Origin of the sequence: Flavobacterium sp., assembly GCF_027482425.1 — a bacterium.
Taxonomy (GTDB): Bacteria; Bacteroidota; Bacteroidia; order Flavobacteriales; family Flavobacteriaceae; genus Flavobacterium.
On sequence record NZ_JAIXWA010000002.1, the window covers coordinates 1 to 6,309 of the forward strand.

A 6,309-nucleotide genomic window follows, 5' to 3' on the forward strand; every position below is an offset into this window, starting at 1 on the left:
ATTTTTTTGGAAAGAATCGTAATACGCTTCAAAAATTAAGGCAGTCACCCCTTTATTTTGATAATCGGGATCAACTCCAATAAGATAAAATAAAACTTCTTCGTGTTTTTTTTGCGCTTTCAATAGGTGGTAAAACCCAAAAGGGAACAGTTTACCATTCGCTTTTTTCATCGCTGCGGATAGATTCGGCATTACAATTCCAAAAGCGATTAATTTTCCAGCACTATCAAAAACAAACTTGATGTACTCGGGTTTGATAAGACCGATGTATTTTTTTTTAAAATATTCCTTTTGCTTCGTGTTAATCGCTACAAAAGAGGCTAAGGAGGCATAAGCTTTGTTAAACAAATCAAACATTTCATCAACATAAGGCATTATTTCTGCCGTTTTATTGAAATTTTTGCACACCACTTGATAACGCTTTTGAATCAATGTACTGGCTTTTCGATACGGTTCGATTTCAATATTTTTAAAAGAAAAAACATTTTCCAAGTATTCTTTTTCTTTTACAAATCCCAATTCTTCCAAATGCGTTTTGTAGTATGGGAAGTTATACCAGGTTATCATTGAGGCCATACGGTCAAATCCTTCCGTAACGACGCCGACTTTGTCCAAATTGGAAAAACCCATCGGCCCCTCAACATAGGTGAGGTCGTGTTTTTTTCCTAAATCATATACTTTTTCCAATAACGCTTTGGTCACCGAAAGATCATCAATTACATCCCACCAACCAAAGCGTACCTTTCGTTTTTTTTGGTTATTTACCTCATCCCAGTTGATAATCGCGGCAATGCGACCCACGGTTATTCCTTGGCGTTGCGCCAAATAAAACAAGGCTTCCGCCTGATCAAAGGCAGGATTTTTTGCAGCATCCAACGTGGCCAATTCGTCTTCAATTAAAGGCGGAACCCAATTGGGATCGTTTTTGTATAAACGAAAAGGGAAGGTTACAAATTCGCGTAATAAGGCTTTTGAATTGACTTCTATAAGGGTAATCATGGTATTACGGTTTTGCAGTGGGGACTTCGTCTAATCGTTTTTTTAGTTTTTCTTTCTCTTTCTCTTTTTTCTTCTCGCCCTTGTTTTTTTTCTTTTTCTTTTTCTCTTTTTTGGGAGCGCGAATCAAGTTGTCCTCATAATAGGTATCCGTTCGCCACGAAACGCCCAAGCCGGCATACGTAATTGAAGGGGTGTTTTTCATGTTTTGACTGATAAAAGCATCCACCTGAAAACTCGTTCCCCACAAATACGCAGCTCCTGCAGTCATAAATACATCACTGTAATAGCCTCCGCTCAGCATTTTTCCTTCAATGAATCCCGACCAACGATCAAATCCTTTGGTAATGGTTCCTATGAATCCGACCGTTTGGTTGTTGGAGGCAATTTTATCCACAAAGGTGTTGGTCACAAAAGCCCATGCCCCAGAAAATACATTTTGAGAAATCACCATTACTTTAGGACTAAAGGTGCCATACGATTCGCCTGGATACATAAAAGGATAATTACCCACTTTAATATTGGTTCCTGCATACACCGATATGGCAGGAATCATCATGTGCCAATTGAATTTATGATTGGCTTTCCAACTAAAAAGATTGGGTTTGGCATCGTAGTTTTTAAACGGGTCATAAATTAAGTACTTAAAGCCTAAAAGTACTCGTCGGAAGCCGTCCCGATGAAAATTGCCCGCCGGTGAAAAGTAGCTATCGTTTTGGTAGGTCATTTCCAAAATCCCTTCCAATTCTTCTTTGAAAAAGCCATAGCGCGTAGTTAAACTCACCAAATAGCCTTCGGTATTGAAGGCATTGCGGTCATATTGTTCCTGACTGTAGCTAAATCCCGACTCAAATTGAAGGACACGTTTTCCTACAGCGTAGGCATTCATTGACTCCCCTGGGCGATTGGTGTTGATTTCATCCGTATATTGCGCTTGTGTGAGTAAAGAACCAAGTGTTATAACAAATAGGAATAAACGGTTGGATTTCATGGTGAAAAAGTTGTGGATTAGGTGACCCAAAAGTACACTTTTTATTATTTATTTATGACCTACACCATCATTTCCTATATGGTTTTTAGTATTTTTGACAAAATTTATACCCATGCAGGAAGCCAGTTTACAAGGACTTCTAAAGACCTTGTTTTATATCATTCTGTTTTACTACTTATTTCGTTTTATCGCCCGCTTATTGTTGCCAATTTTAGCACAAAAAGTGGTTGAAAAAGCCAATCAACAGATGGAAGATAAATTCCGTCAACACCAACAAAATCAGTCTACTACAGCCCCTGAATCAGCGCCTAAGAAGAGCGAAAAACAAGTCGGTGAATACATCGATTTTGAAGAGGTAAAGGACTAGTAAAATTATTTTTATGATGCAAAAAATTCAAGCATACCTTCAAAAAGGATATCCTCATTTGTTAGCCATTTCTGGCTTTATCCTCGTAGCCGTAATTTATTTTTATCCCATTTTACAAGGGAGGAAAATTTACCAAAGCGATATTGTGCAATATACAGGTATGGCCAAGGAGCAAAATGATTTTCGCGCTACCTATGATACCGAACCGTATTGGACCAATAGTGCCTTTGGGGGTATGCCCACCTACCAACTAGGGGCAAAATACCCTCATGATTACATCGGTGCAATCGACGATATATTACGTTTTTTACCCCGTCCTGCCGATTATTTATGGCTTTATTTTATTGGGTTTTACGTGTTAATGCTCGTGCTGAAAACCGATCCGTTGAAAGCCTTTTTTGGGGCTTTAGCTTTTGGTTTTTCTACCTATTTGATTGTCATCTTGGGAGTGGGACATAACGCCAAAGCCCACGCAATTGCTTATATGCCGCTGGTGGTAGCAGGCGTTTTATTGGTTTTACAAAAACGGTATTTATGGGGCGGTATTCTTACGCTATTTGCAGTAGCACTCGAAATTAACGCCAACCACTTTCAAATGACATACTATTTACTCATTGTGTTATTGGGCTTGGGAATATATTACGGCATCAAAATGCTACGCGAAAAGGATTTTTCTGCCTTGGGTAAAACCGCTGCTACCTTTGCAATCGCTTTAATTCTAGCAGTGGGAGCCAATGCAACCTCACTTCTCGCTACTCAAGAATATGCACAATTTAGTACCCGCGGGAAGAGTTCTTTGCAATTGGAGCCTGATGGCAAACCCAAAACCGACAAGGCAACCCTTGACCGCAGTTATATCACAGAATACAGTTACGGAATTGCCGAAAGTTTGAATCTTATCGCTCCCCGTTTGTTTGGTGGAGGTAACGACGAAAAGTTAAGCGATGACTCGAGCGTGTATCAATTCATGCTTAACTATGGAGCAACCGAGTCGGAAGCCCGCCAGTTTACCGATGCGTATGCGCGAACCTATTGGGGAGAGCAGCCCATTGTAGCGGCACCCGCCTATATAGGAGCAGTCGTTTTCTTCCTTTTTGTTTTAGCGCTGTATCATGACAAACGTCAACTCAAATGGGTGTTTTTCGCCGGAGCTTTGGTGTCTTTGCTTTTGTCATGGGGCAAAAATTTCCCAGCCTTAACCGACTTTTTTATCGATTATGTTCCGTTATACGATAAGTTCCGTGCTGTTTCATCGATTCAAGTTGTGTTGGAATTGTGTATTCCTGTATTGGCGATTATGGGACTCCAGGCGTTTATGACTACTGATGCGGAAAATCGCTGGAACAATTTAAAGAAAGCAGGACTCACGTGTTTGGGTGTGTTACTGTTGATTTTTTTCCTCAAAAGCAGTTTTAACTATACGGGAACGTTGGATGCGGATTTGCTTCGCATGTTTAGTGAAGGACAAGATAAATCTTTCGGTATTGGTTTTGTCGACGCGCTAATAGCTGATCGAGAAACCTTGTATGCTGCAGATTTGTTGCGCTCCGGATTTCTAATAGCCTTAGCCTTTGTGTTTCTTTGGCGTTTTTCCAAAGTAAAATTGGGTGCTATGAATACCATCATTTGCGTAGGTATTGTGATGGTCGTTGACTTAGTATTGGTGGATAAAAAATATGTCGATAGTACTGATTTTGTTTCCGCACATGAGGTCGATCGTCCTTTTCAAGCAACGCCCGCCGACGAACAAATTTTACAAGACACCACGCATTACCGCGTTTTGGATGTAGAAGGCAATATGAGTAGTGCCCGCGCGTCCTTTTTCCATAAATCGATAGGAGGATACAGTGCCGTTAAACCCCGTGCCATTCAGGAGTTGTTTGATTATCAAATTACCAAAAATAACAAAGAGGCGTTGGATATGTTGAACATCAAATACATTATCCAAGTGAATGAAAAAGGGGAGCAGTTTCCCACCTTTAATCCCGATGCCAATGGCAATGCCTGGTTTGTCCATACGATTCAAGGCGTACCCTCGGATGATGCGGTGATGAAAGCGCTAGATACGTTGAAAACCAAATCGGTAGCCGTTTACAATCGCAATGAATTTAAACCTTCACAAACGCGATTTGAGCGCGATACCACGGCTCGCGTGCAACTTACAGCCTACCGTCCCAATCAATTAACCTATGTCTCCGAAAACAAGCACGAAGGTTTTGTGGTGTTTTCTGAAATGTATTACAAACCGGGTTGGCATGCTAAAATTGATGGAAATTTAGTAGACTATGGCAAGGTAAATTTCGCTTTACGCGGGATGGTTGTTCCGGCTGGAAAGCATACCATCACTTTCACGTTTGAACCTCAAGTGGTAAAAACAGGAAGTAGGGTATCGTTAATCAGTTTTATGCTAATCGTTGCGCTATCGATTGTGGGAATTTATCTCGACCGTCGCCAACATAGAGAACATTACCCATCCTAACGAATGAATACATCTAAGGAAAAAGTTTTAATCATCACCTACTATTGGCCACCTGCGGGAGGGCCAGGCGTTCAACGTTGGTTGAAATTTGTGAAATATCTTCCTGATTTTGACATGATTCCTTATGTGTATGTTCCCGAAAATCCCAGTTATCCGATACAAGATACAGGTTTGATTCGAGAAGTGTCGGAGAAGGCGATTGTAATAAAAAAGAAAATCCGTGAACCTTACCAATGGGCGGCTTTTTTTTCAAAAAAATCAACCCAAAAAATTAGTTCAGGAATTATACCCGTAGCCCAAAAACAATCGGTTTTGCAAAAATTTCTGCTATGGGTTCGGGGCAATATTTTTATTCCCGATGCTCGCTTTTTATGGGTAAAACCGTCGGTTCATTTTTTGAAAAGTTACATTGAAAAAGAAGGGATTACCACAATTATTACTTCGGGACCTCCGCACAGTTTGCATTTAATTGGTCAGCAATTACGCGCTTCGATGCAAGTAAAATGGATAGCCGATTTTCGTGATCCATGGACGACTATTGGGTACCACAAAGCTTTAAAATTATCCCGGTATGCGGCCAAAATTCACCGTGACTTAGAACGGCAAGTCCTGCAAAACGCCGATCATATTATTGTGACGAGTCCCACCACAAAACAAGAATTTTCCGTACTAACTTCCCAGCCCATATCGGTCATTACCAACGGATACGATACCGAGCAAGTACCTCCGCAGTCGTTGGATTCGTCCTTTACCTTGGCGCATATTGGTTCGTTACTTTCCGAACGAAATCCCACTATTTTATGGGAAGTTTTAGCCGAACTTGTTCATGAAAACCCACAGTTTGCCACGGATTTTTCATTGAAGTTAATTGGCAAAATCAGTGAAGACGTGTTGCAAAGTATTTTCCACTACAAACTAGATGCTTATGTGAATAATTTGGGGTATGTAGCCCATGACGAGGCTGTGGCCCATCAGCGTAAATCCCAAGTTTTACTACTGATCGAAATTGACTCGCCCGATACCCGCAGTATTATTCCTGGAAAATTATTTGAATATATGGTTTCCGGTCGTCCGATTGTTGCATTGGGGCCGAAAGGTTCAGATATTGCCGAAATTGTGCAGTCCACCAATACAGGCACTTTTTTCACCTATGCTGAAAAAGTCGCATTGAAGCAAAAAATTAGCGAACTTTATGCTCAGTATCAAGCAGGTAGTCTGCAGTCACATCCCGTGGGACTGCAACGGTATTCGCGAAAGCAATTGACGCAAGCGTTGGTACAACTAATTCATTCCGTTTAAATGGGAATAGTTCAAAATCAATCCATTAAAAATACCATCATTACCTTTTTTGGTTTTGGAATTGGCGCAATTAATGCGTTGTTTTTTTATACTCATTTTTTAGGGAAAGAACATTATGGCATCGTATCTACGTTGCTATCTGGTGCCAATATTATGATGCCCTTGATGGCTTTTGGC

General features: G+C 40.7%; 5 protein-coding genes. 3 read left to right on the forward strand and 2 right to left on the reverse strand.

Features of this window, described 5'->3' with window-relative positions; translation table 11 throughout:
• Together Q0037_RS00040 and Q0037_RS00045 are read right to left on the reverse strand one after the other, a co-directional pair.
• The coding region (locus tag Q0037_RS00040; RefSeq protein WP_297513521.1) for a GTP cyclohydrolase at positions 1–999 on the reverse strand (999 nt) is incomplete at its 3' end.
• Between the two features lie 4 nt (positions 1,000–1,003).
• Positions 1,004–1,987: a transporter gene (locus Q0037_RS00045; protein WP_297513524.1), complete on the reverse strand. Its 984-nt coding sequence runs from the start codon at positions 1,985–1,987 to the stop codon at positions 1,004–1,006.
• Positions 1,988–2,099: 112 nt separating this feature from the next.
• Between Q0037_RS00045 and Q0037_RS00050 the strand changes: the two genes are divergently transcribed.
• From Q0037_RS00050 to Q0037_RS00060, 3 genes are read left to right on the forward strand one after another with little or no spacing between them, the layout of a single operon-like run.
• Positions 2,100–2,354: a DUF4834 domain-containing protein gene (locus tag Q0037_RS00050; protein WP_297513527.1), complete on the forward strand. Its 255-nt coding sequence runs from the start codon at positions 2,100–2,102 to the stop codon at positions 2,352–2,354.
• 16 nt (positions 2,355–2,370) lie between these two features.
• A complete protein-coding gene (locus tag Q0037_RS00055) occupies positions 2,371–4,833 on the forward strand; it encodes a YfhO family protein (RefSeq protein ID WP_297513531.1) in 2,463 nt (820 codons plus the stop codon).
• Positions 4,834–4,836: 3 nt separating this feature from the next.
• Entirely contained in the window at positions 4,837–6,132 is a 1,296-nt protein-coding gene (locus Q0037_RS00060; RefSeq protein WP_297513529.1) for a glycosyltransferase family 4 protein, read from the forward strand.
• The last annotated feature ends 177 nt before the right edge of the window (positions 6,133–6,309 follow it).